The organism is Bradyrhizobium sp. USDA 4516 (assembly GCF_054055915.1).
The window spans coordinates 2,581,123-2,596,437 of record NZ_JBSRXT010000001.1; the positions used below are offsets into that span (position 1 = coordinate 2,581,123).

At 65.2% G+C, this 15,315-nt stretch carries 12 protein-coding genes; 5 read left to right on the plus strand and 7 right to left on the minus strand.

Annotated features, from left to right (window positions below; all coding sequences use genetic code 11):
* Nucleotides 1–64: 64 nt before the first annotated feature.
* The 4 genes from hmgA to ACVI1L_RS11860 form a co-directional block, all read right to left on the minus strand.
* Nucleotides 65–1,411: a homogentisate 1,2-dioxygenase gene (gene hmgA / locus ACVI1L_RS11845; RefSeq protein WP_057021113.1), complete on the minus strand. Its 1,347-nt coding sequence runs from the start codon at nt 1,409–1,411 to the stop codon at nt 65–67.
* 2 nt (nt 1,412–1,413) lie between these two features.
* Nucleotides 1,414–2,367, minus strand: a complete 954-nt coding sequence (locus tag ACVI1L_RS11850; protein WP_456782951.1) for an MBL fold metallo-hydrolase — start codon at nt 2,365–2,367, stop codon at nt 1,414–1,416.
* 231 nt (nt 2,368–2,598) lie between these two features.
* Nucleotides 2,599–2,826 (minus strand): DUF2783 domain-containing protein, encoded by a 228-nt coding sequence (locus tag ACVI1L_RS11855; protein WP_225643236.1) that lies wholly within the window; start codon nt 2,824–2,826, stop codon nt 2,599–2,601.
* Between the two features lie 9 nt (nt 2,827–2,835).
* Nucleotides 2,836–4,464, minus strand: coding sequence for an FAD-dependent oxidoreductase (locus ACVI1L_RS11860; RefSeq protein WP_253638351.1), 1,629 nt, complete (start codon nt 4,462–4,464; stop codon nt 2,836–2,838).
* Nucleotides 4,465–4,633: 169 nt separating this feature from the next.
* Between ACVI1L_RS11860 and ACVI1L_RS11865 the strand changes: the two genes are divergently transcribed.
* Nucleotides 4,634–5,194 carry a MarR family winged helix-turn-helix transcriptional regulator gene (locus tag ACVI1L_RS11865; RefSeq protein ID WP_057021109.1) on the plus strand — a complete coding sequence of 187 codons (561 nt, stop codon included), beginning with the start codon at nt 4,634–4,636 and terminating at the stop codon, nt 5,192–5,194.
* Nucleotides 5,195–5,441: 247 nt separating this feature from the next.
* Here the strand turns inward: ACVI1L_RS11865 and ACVI1L_RS11870 are convergent, their stop codons facing one another.
* Together ACVI1L_RS11870 and ACVI1L_RS11875 are read right to left on the minus strand one after the other, a co-directional pair.
* Complete coding sequence (locus ACVI1L_RS11870) at nt 5,442–6,443, minus strand: NAD(P)-dependent oxidoreductase (RefSeq protein WP_456782952.1); 1,002 nt, start codon at nt 6,441–6,443, stop codon at nt 5,442–5,444.
* A complete protein-coding gene (locus ACVI1L_RS11875; protein ID WP_016843242.1) occupies nt 6,397–7,203 on the minus strand; it encodes an N-acyl homoserine lactonase family protein in 807 nt (268 codons plus the stop codon). The genes ACVI1L_RS11870 and ACVI1L_RS11875 overlap by 47 nt, the downstream gene beginning before the upstream one ends.
* Before the next feature lie 386 nt (nt 7,204–7,589).
* Here ACVI1L_RS11875 and ACVI1L_RS11880 point away from each other — a divergent pair, with 386 nt between their 5' ends.
* The 4 genes from ACVI1L_RS11880 to ACVI1L_RS11895 all read left to right on the plus strand — a co-directional run bounded on the left by ACVI1L_RS11880 (nt 7,590) and on the right by ACVI1L_RS11895 (nt 14,272).
* Nucleotides 7,590–9,149 (plus strand): caspase family protein, encoded by a 1,560-nt coding sequence (locus ACVI1L_RS11880; RefSeq protein WP_456782953.1) that lies wholly within the window; start codon nt 7,590–7,592, stop codon nt 9,147–9,149.
* A gap of 139 nt (nt 9,150–9,288) precedes the next feature.
* Nucleotides 9,289–9,939: an OmpA family protein gene (locus tag ACVI1L_RS11885; RefSeq protein ID WP_456782954.1), complete on the plus strand. Its 651-nt coding sequence runs from the start codon at nt 9,289–9,291 to the stop codon at nt 9,937–9,939.
* Nucleotides 9,940–10,188: 249 nt separating this feature from the next.
* A complete protein-coding gene (locus tag ACVI1L_RS11890) occupies nt 10,189–11,106 on the plus strand; it encodes an efflux RND transporter periplasmic adaptor subunit (protein WP_456782955.1) in 918 nt (305 codons plus the stop codon).
* A 13-nt stretch (nt 11,107–11,119) separates the two neighbouring features.
* Nucleotides 11,120–14,272, plus strand: a complete 3,153-nt coding sequence (locus tag ACVI1L_RS11895) for an efflux RND transporter permease subunit (RefSeq protein ID WP_057021104.1) — start codon at nt 11,120–11,122, stop codon at nt 14,270–14,272.
* 401 nt (nt 14,273–14,673) lie between these two features.
* Here the strand turns inward: ACVI1L_RS11895 and ACVI1L_RS11900 are convergent, their stop codons facing one another.
* Nucleotides 14,674–15,309 (minus strand): pyridoxamine 5'-phosphate oxidase family protein, encoded by a 636-nt coding sequence (locus tag ACVI1L_RS11900; RefSeq protein ID WP_076834761.1) that lies wholly within the window; start codon nt 15,307–15,309, stop codon nt 14,674–14,676.
* Nucleotides 15,310–15,315: the final 6 nt, after the last annotated feature.

The following is a 15,315-nucleotide window of genomic DNA, read 5'->3' on the forward strand; positions in this document are numbered from 1 at the left end:
CATCCATCTTCGGAAAGCGCGATGGATCGCCGGGTCAAGCCCGGCGATGACGAGGGACACAAACTCACGGCTTGTTCGGGTCGAACTTCTTCTCCAAGCCCTTCCAGCAATCCGAGTAATCGTCCTGCAGCGTCGACGATTTCGCCGCATGTTCGGTCACGCGCTGCGGGAACCGGGTCTCGAACATGAAGGCCATCGTGCCGGTCAGCTTGACCGGCTTCAGCTCGCTGTTGCTGGCGTGCTCGAAGGCTTCGCGGTCGGGACCGTGCGGCAACATGCAATTGTGCAAACTGATGCCGCCCGGCACAAAGCCCTGCGGCTTGGCGTCGTAGACGCCGTAGATCAGCCCCATGAACTCCGACATGATGTTCATGTGGTACCACGGCGGACGGAAGGTGTTGTCGGCCACCATCCAGCGCTCCGGGAAGATCACGAAGTCGATATTCGCGGTGCCCGCGGTCTCCGACGGCGAGGTCAGCACCGTGAAGATCGAGGGATCGGGATGATCGAAGGCGATCGCGCCGACCGGCGAGAAAGTACGCAGATCGTATTTGTAGGGCGCGTAATTGCCGTGCCAGGCGACCACGTCGATCGGCGAATGCGGCAGCGTGGTCTTGAACAGCGAGCCGCCCCATTTGACGTAGAGCTCGGTCGGGGTGTCCTTGTCCTCGTAGCTCGCGACCGGCGTCAGGAAGTCGCGCGAATTGGCGAGGCAGTTGGCGCCGATCGGGCCGCGCTCCGGCAGCGTGAACGCGCCGCCGTAATTCTCGCAGAGATAGCCGCGCGCCGGGCCGCCGGGAATTTCGACGCGGAATTTGACGCCGCGCGGGATCACCACGATCTCGCCCGGCTCGGCGTCGATCCGGCCGAACTCGGTGACGAAACGCAGATTGCCCTGCTGCAGCACGAACATCATCTCGCCATCGGCATTGTAGAAATGCTGATCGACCATCGATTTGGTGATGAGATAGATGTGTGCGGCCATGCCGGCCTGGGTGTTGGCATCACCCGCCGTGGTCATGGTCTGCACGCCCTGCAGGAAGGTCATGTCCTCCTTCGGGATCGGCGCGGGGTCCCAGCGCAACTGTGCGATCGGCATGTCGTATTCGTGGCACGGCGCGGTGCGCCACAGCCCGCTATCTGCCTTGGCGAAGCGGCCGGAGTGCCGCACCGACGGGCGGATGCGATAGAGCCACGAGCGCTCGTTGGTGCCGCGTGGCGCCGTGAACGGCGAGCCGGACAATTGCTCGGCATAAAGCCCGTAGGCGCAGCGCTGCGGCGAATTGCGCCCCATCGGCAGCGCGCCGGGCAAGGCCTCGGTCTCAAAGCTGTTGCCGAAGCCGGACATGTAGCCCGGGGTGACTTGCCCTGAGCTGCGGACGATCTGATCAGGCGAGGTATTGATGTTCATCGCTATCCTCCTTGCAGGGCGGCCCACATTTCCTGGTCGCGCTTGTCGGTCCAGATCACGGGATCGTCGATCCCCGACGCCTCGTCATAGGCGCGCGAAACGTTGAACGGCAGGCAGTGCTCGTAGATCGCAAAGCTCGAGAACTTCGGATCCATCACCTCGCGCGTTGCCGACATCGATTCCTTCAGGCTGCGGCCCTTGGCGACGGATGATTCGGCCGCGCCGTAGAGCGTGGTGACGAAATCGCGGGTCATCGCGATCGCATCGCGCCCGGTGGCGAGGCCCTTCAGCGCATCGCCACGGCCCGGCGCGATCGCCTTCGGATTGAAGGCGCGGATCTCGTTCAAGGTCGTCGGCCATTCGCGCAAATGCGCATCGCCGCAATAGCACGCCGAGTGATATTCGATCAGATCGCCGGAGAACATCACCTCGGCATCCGGCACCCAGGCGACGATGTCGCCCGAGGTATGGCCGGCGCCGAGCTGCATCAGCCGCACCTCGCGCTTGCCGAGATAGATCGACATCTCGCCTTCGAAGGTCAGCGTCGGCCAGGTCAGGCCGGGAATGCTTGCCGCATCCTGGAACAGGCGCGGGAAGCGGCCATATTCGGAATCCCAATCCTGCTGGCCGCGCTCCTCGATCAGGCGATAGGTCTCCTGCGAGGCGACGATGCCTTGCGCGTGATAGGCGGAGGCGCCGAGCACGCGCACCGCATGATAGTGCGACAGCACGACATATTTGATCGGCTTGTCGGTGACGGTCTTGACCCGCTCGATCACCTTGTTCGCCATCGCCGGCGTCGCCTGCGCGTCGAACACCAGACAGCCGTCGTCGCCGACGATCACGGCGGTGTTGGGATCGCCCTCGGCGGTGAAGGCATAGAGGTCGGTGCCGATCTCGGAGAAGGTGACCTTCTTCTCCGAAAGATCCGTGGTCGATGCGAAACCTTTGGCCATCAGTTCAATCCTGTCCGTTCAAGAGCATTCGCCCCCTCTCCCCGTTCTTACGGGGAGAGGGTTGGGGTGAGGGGCTGTCTCCGCATACACGGCGACAGATGTGTCTGCGGAAGCTCCCCCTCACCCGGACCGCATCTGACGATGCGTTCCGACCTCTCCTCGCAAGCGGGGCGAGGTGAGGCGGAGGCTGCTGCGCGACTTGATAAAGATCCATCCTGATTCAGCTCGTAACTATTGCTGTTGCTGTTGTTGCTGCTGGCTGGCGTCCAGCATCCGCCGCTTCGCCAGCGCGATCGCCTCGCGCAGCACGTCGAGATCACCGATATGGTTGGCGAGCACCAGAACCAGCGCAGCATCGAGATCGGCGCTCTGCGCCTCGGTGAGGCCGCGATGGGCCTCGACGATGGCGCGGAAGGCGTCGTCGGGCTTTGCGAAATTCGAACCGGTCGACAGCGCCATGACTGCTCCTCAGTTCAGGCCGGCTGCGCGCGCCAGCGCCGCATCAAGTGCCGGCCGCGCCGCGTTGCGGAAGCGTGCCGCGACATAGCCGTCCGGCCGCAGCAGATAGGCGGTGCCGGGCTCGGCATCGTAGCGCTTGCCGGCAAGGCCCTGCGCGTCGACCAGCCCATCCTCGCCGCCGACTCGGATGCTGCCGACGCCATCGGGCACATCGGCAGCCGCGCCATTGCCAAACTCCAGCAGCGTGAAGCGCGTTCCCTGTCTGATGAAAACATCGGTCAGATAGGTGGAACCTCCGCCCTGCTCCGTCACCGGAGCATCCGGCATCGAGGCGCCGGGCCGCGGGCCGCCGCGCCAATCATCGCGATCGCCGCTCGACAGCGGCGTATCGTAGACCGACGGCACCGACAGCCGCCCGCCATTGACCATGCGCTTGCCGAACTCGGTATCCTTGGCGAGCGACAGCACCGCCTGGCGCAGCCGCGCCTCCTGCCGTGTCACCGGCGCCATGAAGTCGGTCGAGCGGGTCGACTCGCGGATGTTCTCGTCCGCAGCCGCGCTGCGCTCGATGTGATAGCTCTCCAGCAAGCCCTCCGGCGACAGCCGGCGCAGCACGCGGTCGAGCTTCCACGCCAAATTCTCGGCGTCCTCGAGCCCGGAATTGGCGCCGCGCGCGCCGAACGGCGAGACCTGATGGGCGGAATCCCCGGCAAAGATCACCCGGCCGTGGATGAACTTGGCCATCCGGCGACACTGGAACTTGTAGAGCGAGATCCATTCGAACTCGAACTTGTCATGGCCGAGCATGCGCTCGATCCGCGGCCGGACATTCTCGGGCTGCTTCTCGGCCACCGGATCGGCATCCGGGTTGAGCTGCAGATCGATCCGCCAGATGTCGTCCGGCTGCTTGTGCAGCAGCGCCGAGCGTCCGGCATGGAACGGCGGATCGAACCAGAACCAGCGCTCGGTCGGGAACGCCGCCGTCATCTTGACGTCGGCGATCAGGAACTGGTCCTCGAACACCTGGCCCGCGAACTCCGCGCCGACCATCTGCCGCAGCGAGGAACGAGCACCATCGCAGGCGACCACGAAGGTCGCGTGCACCTGGTAGGAGCCGTCAGGGGTTGCGATGGTCAGCGCAACGCCATCGTTGCGGCTCTCCAGCGCGATCACCTTGTTGCGCCAGCGCAGGTCGATTTCAGGCAGTTGCCCGACCCGGTCGACCAGATAGGCCTCGGCGTAGAACTGCTGCAGGTTGATGAAGGCGGGCCGCTTGTGGCCTTCCTCGGGAAGCAAATTGAACTGGTAGAGCTGCGAGGCGCCGTGGAAGATCTTGCCGACGCTCCACACCACGCCTTTCTCGACCATGCGGTCGCCGACGCCGAGGCGATCCCAGAACTCAAGCGAGCGCTTCGAGAAGCAGATCGCGCGCGAGCCTTCGCCGATCCGGTCGGCATCGTCGAGCAGCACCACGCGCTGGCCGCGCTGCGCGAGATCGATCGCGAGCGACAATCCCACCGGCCCGGCGCCGACCACGACGACGGGATGCTCCGCGACATTGGCGCCCGAGCGCTCCTGGTCGGGATGACGGCGATAGCCGAACTGGGTTTTGGCCTGTGCCGTGTTGGCGTGTGCCATTGCGTGACCCTGGATGTTTCCCTTGCGCCGCGGCCTCTGGCTGCGGTTCTGTGTGACCGGCGTGCGACCGGGACCTTGCGAGCCGGCCGCGACCTTGCTAAATTAGTCTCACTTGCAACTATCTTAAACCCCCAGTCGGGGCTGCCGTCAACTCAAATTGGAGGGATTTTTGGCACGGACCTCTGCAAGCCAGCCTCCAGCCCGGCCGCGCAGTGCCGTGGAAGCGGAGCTGCGCGACACTATCGCGCCGACCAAGAAGCGCCTCGATCTCTTCCATTTCATGCCGTTCCGCCTGAACCGGCTGGCGGCCGAGGTGTCCTCGGCGCTGTCGAGCGAATATCAGGCGCGCTACGGCCTCGACATTCCGGAGTGGCGCGTGCTCGCAACGCTCGGCTTCCGCAGCGATCCCTGCAGCGCGCAGTACATCGCGCACTGCACGCGCACCCATAAATCCACCATCAGCCGCGCGGTGTCGGCGCTGATGGAGCGCGAGATCGTCGAGCGCGTCGAGAACGCCGACGACCGCCGCGAATTCCGCCTGCGACTGACCAAAACGGGCCAGGCGCTCTACGAGGAACTGATCCCGCGCCTGCTGCGCAAGGAACAGGAGATATTGTCCTGCCTCTCCGCACAGGAACGCCGCGACCTCGGCCGCCTGCTCGGCAAGGTCGAGAGCACCCTCGAGTTGGTGCAGACCAGCGAAGAGGCCGACGCGAAGGACGCGTATTAGACACGCGCTCCGCGTTGGACACACGCTACGCTGTCGTCCTGGCGAAAGCCAGGATCCATACGCCGCGGCCGGTGTTGTGAACGGGACCCGTCGTTGCAGCGAGCCAAACAAGCGAGATTTGTGGTTATGGGTCCTGGCCTTCGCCAGGACGACGCCGGGGTTGGCTTCGCGCCTCGCCCTACGCAGCTTGATCTCACCGTCATTCCGGGGCGTGCGCAGCACGAGCCCGGAATGACGACGGGGCGAGCTATGTCCGCTCGATATACTTGGCGATCACCGGAAAATAATTGTCCTTCGATCCCTTGTCGATCGCTTCCTGCAGCACCGTGCCGATCAGCTCCGCGCCGCGGATCTTGATGCCCGCATCGGCGGCGAGCTCCAGCGCGTAGGACAGATCCTTCAGCGCATATTCGGTCGAGAATGCGCGCTCGGGAAACACGCCGGGCACGATCGCCTTCATGCCATGGTTGCGCAGCGCAAAGCTGTCGGCCGAGCCCTTCGACAAGGTTTCCAGCAGCAGCTTCGGATCGACGCCGTTATGCTTCGCCACCGCGACAGCCTCGGCCAGCGCGTTCACGGTCTCGAACAGCACCATGTTGTTGAGGATCTTGGTCACCTGCCCGGCGCCGACGTCACCGCAATTGGTGACATCGGTGGCGAAGCAGCGGATCAAGGGCTCGATCGCGGCATAAAGCGCGGGCACCGCGCCGACCATCACGCTGAGCGTGCCGTCCTGCGCCGCCTGCCGCGTGCGCGCGATCGGTGCGTCGACCCACGCCGCGCCCTTGGCCTGCAACTGCGCGGCGAAATCGCGGGTCTGGCTGACTGAAGACGTGCCGAGATCGACCACGATCTGGCCGCTTCTCGTGTTCTTCAAGATGCCGTCGCCTTCGAACACCGCGCGCACGTGCCTGGCGCTCGGCAAGCAGAGGAACAGCACATCGCTCCGCTTGATGACGTCGGCGACCGACGCCGCAACCTCGGCACCGTCGGCGCGCAACCGCTGCAGCGGTTCGGCCGAGAGGTCGAACACGACAACGCGCTTGCCGCTCTTCTTGATCAGGTTGCGGCAAATCGGCTCACCCATCACGCCGAGGCCGATGAACCCGAGAGTCTTGGTGTCAGTCGTCTTGGTGTCAGTCATATCGCTTCTTTTGACGTTTCTTGACGTGTTGCAGACGAGCCTCGCCCAATCGGCGAGGCTATTTCGCGAACGATCGCGATGGCGCGAGATGCAGCGCGAACGCATCGACCTTGTCGCTGGCGCGCGGATAGATCTCGCTGACGATCGGATCGTGACCGGGAATGAAGCGGTCCGGATGACCGGCGAGCCGCTCGACGGTCTCCCAGCCCTGCGCCATGTCGCCGACATTGTAGACGATCGGGAACGGGCTGCGCTTGTGCAGGTTCGCATAATAATGCGCGGCGTCCGACGCCAGCACGACCGGGCCGCGCGCGGTCTCGATGCGCACCACTTGCAGGCCGTCGGAATGGCCGCCGACGCGATGCACGGTGACGCCGGGTGCGATCTCGCCGTCCCCGGAGTGGAAGGTGACGCGCTCGCCATAGACGTGGCGCACCATCTGCGTGACGTGCTCGATGGAGAACGGATGGCGCAGCATGCCGTTGCACATGCAGCGGCCGGTCGCATAGCTCATCTCGCGTTCCTGCAGATGGAATTTGGCGTTCGGGAAGCGATCGAGATTGCCGGCGTGGTCGTAATGCAGGTGGGTGACGACGACGTCCTTGATGCTATCGGCACTGACGCCGAAGCCGGCCAGCGCGTCGACCGGGTTGAGCGTCAGCTTGCGGGCGCGCGCCTTGGCCTCCTCGGCGTTGAAGCCGGTGTCGACCAGGATGTCGCGGCCATGGCCACGGATCAGCCAGACGAAATAATCCAGGTCCTGCGCGGTGGTATCGTGCGGATCGGGCACCAGGAAGTTGAGGTGGGGCGTGCGCGGCGACATCGTCGCATAGCGCAGGGCGTAGATCTCGTAGGCGTTTCCCATCGGTTTCGCTCTTGTTTGCAAGGCCCGTTTTGAACGGCTTGTCTTTGAATAGCCTGCCGTCCCGAACACAAAGCCATCGCCTCGCGCAAAGGTCAAACCGCGCGGCGTGCGACGAGCGCATGACAGGGTGGCGACAGCCTTCGTGAGGCAGGCACGTTATCGGCCCGCAGGAACCAGCACCGTGCCGGATGACGATGGCCGCCATGACCGCATGCTGCTGCACTGCGGTCTGGCTGGCATCACCGCGATAAACGATGCTGCCGCAAGCCGTTGACGGGGTTTGGCCGTGGTTTGATAATGGATTTTCGCTAGAGTAAGGTTCCCGAGGCGCAGGCTGGAAGCGGCGCCGTTTCACTGGAATGCCGCGATCTGGATTTGCTGCGATTATGAAAATCCGCCTTGCCTTGCTCGCCACGCTGATTTTTTCAATCGCGGCGCCCACTTTGTCCTTTGCCGCCGGCGACCGTTTCGCGCTGGTCATCGGCAACGCCAAATATCCCGACGCCGACGCACCGCTGAAGGAGCCGGTCAACGACGCCCGTGACGTCGGCGACGAGCTCAAGCGCGACGGCTTCACCGTCGAGGTCGGCGAGAACCTGACCGGCGACGGCATGCGTCGCGCCTTCGACCGGCTCTACGGCAAGATCAAGCCGGGCTCGGTCGCCCTGATCTTCTTCTCCGGTTACGGTATCCAGTCGAACCGGCAGAGCTACATGATCCCGATCGATGCGCAGATCTGGGCCGAGGCCGACGTTCGGCGCGACGGCTTCAGCCTCGAGACCGTGCTCGGGGAAATCAACAGCCGTGGCGCCGGTGTGAAGATCGCCTTGATCGACGCCTCGCGGCGCAACCCGTTCGAGCGGCGCTTCCGCAGCTTTTCGGCAGGGCTCGCCCCGGTGATCGCCCCGAACGGTACATTGGTGATGTATTCGGCCGCGCTGTCGTCTGTCGTCTCCGACAATGGCAGCGACCACAGCCTGTTCGTGCGGGAACTCCTGAAGGAGATCCGCACCCCCGACCTGATGGCCGAGGAAACGCTGAACCGCACCCGCGTCGGCGTCACCCGCGCCTCGCGGCAGGAACAGGTGCCGTGGATCTCGTCGTCACTGGCCGAGGATTTCTCGTTCATTCCGGCCGGCACGGCCGGGCCGTCGAACGCCGCGCCGGCAACCGCCGCGTCGCCGTCACCGGAAGTGGCAGCGGCACCGCCAGTCGCGCCTCCGCCGGCTCCGCCCGCAGCAACGCCGACACCGCCCGCGGCGACCCCGACGCCACCAGCGGCAACAGCGCCGACACCATCACCGGCGCCGCCGACGCCTCCGATTGCGGCAGCGCCGACTGCACCGCCACCCCAGCCCAAGGCGCCCGAGATCGCCCTGCCGCCGCCCGCGGCTCCGCCGCCGGTGGTGATCCAGCCCACGCCGGCCCCGAGCAATTCGCCTGTGCTCGCCGATGATCCGACGATCAAGAGCTTGAGCGAAAAGCTGGACAAGAATCCCGATGACGCAGCGGCGCTGTATCGCCGCGGCCAGGTCTATGCCAGCAAGGGGGCCTACGACCTCGCGGTGAAGGACTTCACCAATTCGCTGCGGCTGAACCCAAAGGATGTCGAGGCCTATAACAACCGCTGCTGGGTCCGCACCGTGATCGGCGACCTGCAGGCGGCGCTGAAGGACTGCAACGAGGCGCTGCGGCTGCGCCCGAACTTCGTCGATGCGCTCGACAGCCGCGGGCTGATGAACCTGAAGGGCGGGCAGAACAAGAACGCGATCGCCGATTTCGACGCCGCGCTGAAGATCAACCCGCGGCTGACCTCGTCGCTGTACGGGCGCGGGCTCGCCAAGCAGCGCAACGGCGCGGTCGCGGAGGGCGATCTCGACATCGCCAACGCCAAGGCGATGGACCCGAACATCGTCAAGGAATTCGCCGACTACGGCGTGCAGTGACAATGGACGAAGGTCTGCCCGCGGCGCGAACCGCTGACGGAATTGAGCGACTAATCAGAGGGTGCGAGCCGGGCAGCGATGCCGGCAATCAATCTGAATAGTCGTTGGAACCGCGCCAGCTTGCGCAGGAGGGACCGAAATGTTCAAGCCGTCGGCAAAGGCCGCGATCGTTTCAATCACCATTGGCGCCGCGCTGTCGTTTTGCCTGGCGGCCGCCCGCGCCGGTGACGATGTCACCGAGGACCAGATCATCAGAGCGCTGACGCCCGACAAGAAGCCGCTGACCCGCGGTCTTTCGGCCGGCCCGCAGACCACCTCGCCGGAGCTGAACGCCGACCAGGCCAAATTCGTGCAGAGCGTCCGCGGCCGCGCCACCCGCTCGCTGTCCTCGGCCGAGCGCGAGGAAATCGCGACCATCGTCCAGGACAAGCCCAAGATCGATCTCGAGATCAACTTCGACTACAACTCCGCCGACATCAGCGCGAAGTCGCTGCCGTCGGTGCAGGCGCTCGGCCGCGCCTTGACCAATCAGGACCTGAAGGGCTCGACCTTCGTGGTCGCCGGCCACACCGACGCCGCCGGTGGCGAGGACTACAATCAGGGCCTCTCGGAACGCCGCGCCGATGCCATCAAGCGCTATCTCGTCGACAAATACGGCATCAACGGCACCGATCTCGTCACCGTCGGCTATGGCAAGAGCAAGCTGAAGGACCCGAGCCACCCGATGGCGGAGGTGAACCGGCGCGTGCAGGTCGTGAACGTGGAAAACAAGGCCGCCGCCGCCAAGTGATGGGCGGTGGCGTGGCCCCTTTTTGAGGCTACAATGCGTCCCGCACCCCGGCGGGGCGCATTTGCTTTAGGGCCAATGCTGTTTGGGCCGAGCCCCAATGTGGCATAACAGGTGACCCGCCTCACATGACGTCAGGGCATGATCCGGAACAATGGCACCGGCCTTCCGAATGCCCAGGCAATACGATAGCGAGCGTGATGAGACTTCGACCAACACCCATGACGCGCCAAGCTCCGGATTGATCAGGCGATGAATTTTTCCCAATACCTCAAGCCTGCGCTCGGCACGGTGTTCTTCCTCGCCCTCGCGATCGCCTATTACGCGTTCGAGCATCGCTCCCATCCCGAAGAGAAGGTGACGCCGGGTCAGGCGCTGGTCGTGGTCACGAAGTCGACCAATGCCTGTTTCTCCGACATGGTCCGCGTCACCGGCTTCATCGTGCCGCGCCGCGAGGCGCAGGTGAATGTCGACCAGGACGGCTCCAAGGTCACCGACGTGCTGGTCCGCGAGGGCGACACCGTCACCGAGAACCAGGAACTGGCGCGGCTGACCCCGCCGCCGCAGCAGGCCGCACAGGCCAATGCCAAGCCGCTTGTGCTGCGGGCGCCGGCGGCCGGCCTCGTCACCGAAGTGCGCACCGCGCCCGGCGCGCCGGCCTCGCCGCAGGCTCCCCCGATGTTCAAGATCTCCATCAACAACGAGATCGAGCTCGACGCCGAAGTGCCGGGCTTCCAGCTCCTGAAGCTCAATCCCGGCGCCAATGTGCGGATCAGCCGCGACGATGCGCCCGACATGGTCGGCAAGGTCCGCCAGATCTCGCCGCAGATCGACCGCACCACCCAGCTCGGGCACGTCCGCATCACCATCAACAACAATCCGACGCTGAAGGTCGGCATGTTCGCGCGCGCCAATATCGACGCCAAGCGCTCCTGCGGCGTCGCGGTGCCGCGCACCGCGATCGACCGCCTGACCCTGCAGGTCGTGAAGGGCAACACCGTCGAGACCCGCAGGGTGCGCGTCGGGCTGACCTCCGACACCTCGACCGAAATCCTTGAAGGCCTCGACGTCGGCGAAATCGTCGTGGCCGACGCTGGCACCTCGCTGCATGACGGCGACCAGATCAAGACCATGTTCGCCGACGAACTCGATCGCACGCGATCACGGTAATTCGGGCACGCTAATGGCTTTGAACATCTCGGCATGGTCGATCCGGAACCCGCTTCCCTCGATCGTCTTCTCGATCATCCTGCTCGTGCTGGGCTGGGTCTCCTTCACCAAGCTCGCGGTGACGCGGCTGCCGAGCGCCGACATTCCGGTGATCTCGGTCGCGGTCTCGCAATTCGGCGCCGCGCCGTCGGAACTTGAATCGCAGGTCACCAAGACCATCGAGGACGGCGTCTCTGGCGTCGAGGGCGTGCGCCACATCTCCTCCTCGATCACCGACGGCCTGTCGGTGACCACGATCCAATTCGCGCTGGAGACCAACACCGACCGCGCGCTCAACGACGTCAAGGATGCGGTGACGCGCGTGCGCGCCAACCTGCCGCAGAATGTCACCGAGCCGTTGATCCAGCGGGTAGACGTGATCGGCCTGCCGATCGTGACCTATGCCGCGATCTCGCCCGGCAAGACGCCGGAGCAGCTGTCCTATTTCGTCGACGACGTGGTCAAGCGCGCCCTGCAGGGCGTGCGCGGCGTCGCCCAGGTCGAGCGCATCGGCGGTGTCGAGCGCGAGATCCTGGTCTCGCTCGATCCCGACAAGCTGCAGGCGGTGGGACTCACCGCGGTCAATGTCAGCCAGATCCTGCGCGGCACCAATGTCGACGTCGCCGGCGGCCGCGCCGAGATCGGCAAGAACGACCAGGCGATCCGCACGCTGGCCGGCGCCAAGACGCTGAACGAGCTCGCCGGCACCATGATCCCGCTGTTCGGCGGCGGCGAGATCCGGCTCGACGATCTCGGCACCGTCACCGACACCATCGCCGACCGGCGCACCTTCGCCCGCTTCAACGGCGAGCCGGTTGTCGCGCTCGGCATCAAGCGCTCCAAGGGCGCCAGCGACGTCGTCGTCGCGGCCGCGGTGCAGAAGCGGATCGACGCGCTGAAGGTGGCCTATCCCGATGTCGACCTGAAGCTGATCGACACCTCGGTCGAGTTCACCAAGGGCAATTACGAGGCCGCGATCTCGACCCTGTTCGAGGGCGCGATCCTCGCCGTGATCATCGTGCTGCTGTTCCTGCGCGACATGCGCGCCACGATCATCGCGGCGGTCTCGCTGCCGCTGTCGATCTTCCCGGCCTTCTGGGCGATGGACCTGCTCGGCTTCTCGCTCAACCTCGTCTCCTTCCTCGCCATCACGCTCTCGACCGGCATCCTGGTCGACGATGCCATCGTCGAGATCGAGAACATCGTCCGCCACATGCGGATGGGCAAGACGCCCTATCGTGCCGCCCTCGAAGCGGCCGACGAGATCGGCCTTGCGGTGATCGCGATCTCGCTCACGATCATCGCGATCTTCGCGCCGGCGAGCTTCATGTCAGGGATCGCCGGGCAGTTCTTCAAGCAGTTCGGCATCACCGTGTCGGTGCAGGTGTTCTTCTCGCTGCTCGCCGCGCGCTTCGTGACGCCAATGCTGGCCGCCTATTTCCTCAAGCATCATGACCACGACGATCCACCGCCCGGCCCGATCCTGCGCGGCTATCACAGCCTCGTCACCTGGTCGGTGAAGCATTACTTCGTCACCGTGCTGATCGGCTTTGCGATCTTCGCCGCGTCGATCTGGAGCATCACGCTGCTGCCGCAGGGCTTCCTGCCGGCGCAGGACACCGCGCGCTCGCTGCTGGCGATGGAGCTGCCGCCCGGCTCGCAACTCGCCTACACCGAGAAGGTCACCGAGGAGATCGTGGCGCGGCTGCGCAAGCGGCCTGAGGTACGGAGCGTGTTCGTCGATGGCGGCCGGGTGCCGCCGGGCCTGCAGGAGGTGCGCCGCGCCGCGCTGATCATCAACTACACGCCGAAGGCCGACCGCAAGATCACCCAGCGCGAGCTCGAACTGTCGATCGGCAAGGAGCTCGATAACGTCCCGGATATCAGGTTCTGGTTCCTCGACGAGAACGGCCTGCGCGCGATCTCGCTGGTCGTCACCGGTACCGACAGCAACATCGTCAACAACGTGGCCAGCGAACTCGCGACGCAGATGAAGCGGATTCCGATCATCGCCAACGTGATCTCGGAGACCGCGCTCGACCGGCCCGAGCTGCGCATCCGCCCGCGCGCCGAGCTCGCGGCCCGGCTCGGCGTCTCGACCGAAAGCCTGTCGCAGACCATTCGCGTCGCCACCATCGGCGACGTCGGCCCGGCGCTGGCGAAGTTCGACGCCGGCGACCGCCAGGTGCCGATCCGCGTCCAGCTCGAGGACAATGCGCGCAGCGATCTGCAGATGCTGGAGCAGTTGCGGGTGCCGCTCGGCCAGCGCGGCGAACGCGGCGGCGTGCCGCTCTCCGTCGTCGCCGACATCCAGCTCGACCAGGGCCCGACCAGCATCAACCGCTACGACCGCGAGCGGCAGGCCACCGTCGCCGCCGACCTTGTCGGCAATGCCGCGCTCGGCGACGCCACCAAGCTGATCTACGACCTGCCGGTCATGAAGACCCTGCCGAAGGGCGTGCGGGTCAGCCCGTCCGGCGACGCCGAGAGCCTCGCCGAGCTGTCCGACGGTTTCGCCACCGCGATCACCGCCGGCCTGATGATGGTCTATGCCGTGCTGGTGCTGCTGTTCGGCACCTTCCTGCAGCCGATCACCATCCTGTTCTCGCTGCCGCTCTCGATCGGCGGCGCGATCGGCGCACTGCTGTTGACCGGCAAGCAGCTCACCACGCCGGTGTGGATCGGCATCCTGATGCTGATGGGCATCGTCACCAAGAACGCCATCATGCTGGTGGAGTTCGCGGTGGAGGCGATCCGCGACGGCAAGGCGCGCGAGGAAGCCATGATCGACGCCGGCATGAAGCGCGCCCGCCCGATCGTGATGACCACGATCGCGATGGCCGCCGGCATGATGCCGTCAGCGCTTGCGTTCGGCGCGGGCGGCGAATTCCGCTCGCCGATGGCGCTCGCAGTGATCGGCGGCCTGATCTTCTCGACCGCGCTGTCGCTGGTGTTCGTGCCGGCGATGTTCATGGTGATGGATGATGTCGGCGGCCTGATCTGGCGCTTCGGCAAGCGGCTCGTGGTCTCGCATGCCGACCACGAGCTGACCCCGAACGAGCACCAGTCCGACGACACCAAGCGCCCGCCCGGCCCGCCGAACATGATCTCGCCCGCCGCGGAATGAGCTGAGGCCGCGCCTCGCCAGCGGTGCGACCCGTACGAGATGACGTACTCCAAAATATCGAAAACAACCCCATGCAAAGGAGCCGACGGCGGCCGGAATCCGACACGGCGACTTGACACGTCGGGCAAATCAGCGATATTTTTCCATTATTCCGAAATCATGGTGAGTCTACGACTCCTCCAACACGTCGTCCCTGCCTGGTGCGCAATTGCGCACGGGAGCAGGGACCCATACGCCGCGGCGGACCTTGTTGCAGCGACTCGTCGTTCCAGCATCGCCCAACGATTGGTAGCTGTGGTTATGGGTCCCTGCTTTCGCAGGGACGACGGTAAGGAAGGATATCGATTCAGGGCGTTACACCAGGCGGTGTCATCGCCTGCGCATGCGGGTGATCTCAAGTTCTAATACAGCCGCGTCCGATAGGCCTCTTCCATCGCCTTCTCGGCGACTTCGACCTCGATCGCGGCGGTCTGCTCGGCGATGATCCGGCCGAGCGTCGGAAAGCTGTGGCGCTCGACTTGCGCGGCGGGATTCCAGAGCTTCGAGCGCATCAGTGCCTTGCCGCAGTGGAAGTAGGTCTCATCGACATGCACCTTGAGCCCGATGATCGGCGTGACGTTCTGCACCGTCAGCGGCGTCAACAGATCCGCCTCCTGCGAGATTTCGGCCCGCCCGTTGACGCGCAGCGTTTCGTTGATGCCGGGCACCATGAAGATCAGCCCGATCCCGGGCGACGCGATGATATTGCCGAACGTATCGACCCGGTTGTTGCCGCGCCGATCCGGGATCAGCAGCGTCTTGTCGTCGAGCACGGAGACGAAGCCCGGCGCATCGCCGCGCGGGCTGGCGTCGGCATGACCCTTGCCGTCGCTGGAAGCGATGACGAGGAACGGCGACAGCGCGATGAAGTCGCGGCAGAACTTGTCGAGATGATAGAGCACCTTTTTCTCGGCGAGCGGGCTCAATTGCCCGAAATGCGCACGAAGATCCTCGTGCGATTTGACCGGCGGCTTGCCGCCCGCACTCTGGTCACCCATAGCGAA

What these genes read in the sequence shown, in the direction of transcription:
- hmgA (WP_057021113.1), bottom strand. Translation starts at nt 1,411, where the DNA reads ATGAACATCAATACCTCGCCTGATCAGATCGTCCGCAGCTCAGGGCAA.
- ACVI1L_RS11850 (WP_456782951.1), bottom strand. Translation starts at nt 2,367, where the DNA reads ATGGCCAAAGGTTTCGCATCGACCACGGATCTTTCGGAGAAGAAGGTC.
- ACVI1L_RS11855 (WP_225643236.1), bottom strand. Translation starts at nt 2,826, where the DNA reads ATGGCGCTGTCGACCGGTTCGAATTTCGCAAAGCCCGACGACGCCTTC.
- ACVI1L_RS11860 (WP_253638351.1), bottom strand. Translation starts at nt 4,464, where the DNA reads ATGGCACACGCCAACACGGCACAGGCCAAAACCCAGTTCGGCTATCGC.
- ACVI1L_RS11870 (WP_456782952.1), bottom strand. Translation starts at nt 6,443, where the DNA reads ATGCGTTCGCGCTGCATCTCGCGCCATCGCGATCGTTCGCGAAATAGC.
- ACVI1L_RS11875 (WP_016843242.1), bottom strand. Translation starts at nt 7,203, where the DNA reads ATGGGAAACGCCTACGAGATCTACGCCCTGCGCTATGCGACGATGTCG.
- ACVI1L_RS11880 (WP_456782953.1), top strand. Translation starts at nt 7,590, where the DNA reads ATGAAAATCCGCCTTGCCTTGCTCGCCACGCTGATTTTTTCAATCGCG.
- ACVI1L_RS11885 (WP_456782954.1), top strand. Translation starts at nt 9,289, where the DNA reads ATGTTCAAGCCGTCGGCAAAGGCCGCGATCGTTTCAATCACCATTGGC.
- ACVI1L_RS11890 (WP_456782955.1), top strand. Translation starts at nt 10,189, where the DNA reads ATGAATTTTTCCCAATACCTCAAGCCTGCGCTCGGCACGGTGTTCTTC.
- ACVI1L_RS11895 (WP_057021104.1), top strand. Translation starts at nt 11,120, where the DNA reads ATGGCTTTGAACATCTCGGCATGGTCGATCCGGAACCCGCTTCCCTCG.
- ACVI1L_RS11900 (WP_076834761.1), bottom strand. Translation starts at nt 15,309, where the DNA reads ATGGGTGACCAGAGTGCGGGCGGCAAGCCGCCGGTCAAATCGCACGAG.